General features: G+C 40.9%; 1 pseudogene. It reads right to left on the reverse strand.

The window, feature by feature from the left end:
* A pseudogene (locus tag AC2FA3_RS15675) lies at positions 1–232 on the reverse strand (recombinase RecA); the annotation flags it as partial.

Genomic DNA, 232 nt, shown 5'->3' on the forward strand with positions numbered 1-232 from the left:
GTTACCAAGAACATCACCTGATTGCTTAATTTGTTCTGCTCTTCTTACTTCAAGACGAATAGTTGAGTAGAACTTAAGTGCTCGACCACCTGGTGTGGTTTCAGGGTTACCAAACATGACACCAACTTTTTCACGGATCTGGTTAATAAAGATCGCAATTGTCTTAGTCTTAGAAATGGTACCTGATAATTTACGCAAAGCTTGACTCATCAAACGAGCTTGCAAGCCGACG

The organism is Janibacter sp. CoH_79_TC_3, assembly GCF_058197955.1.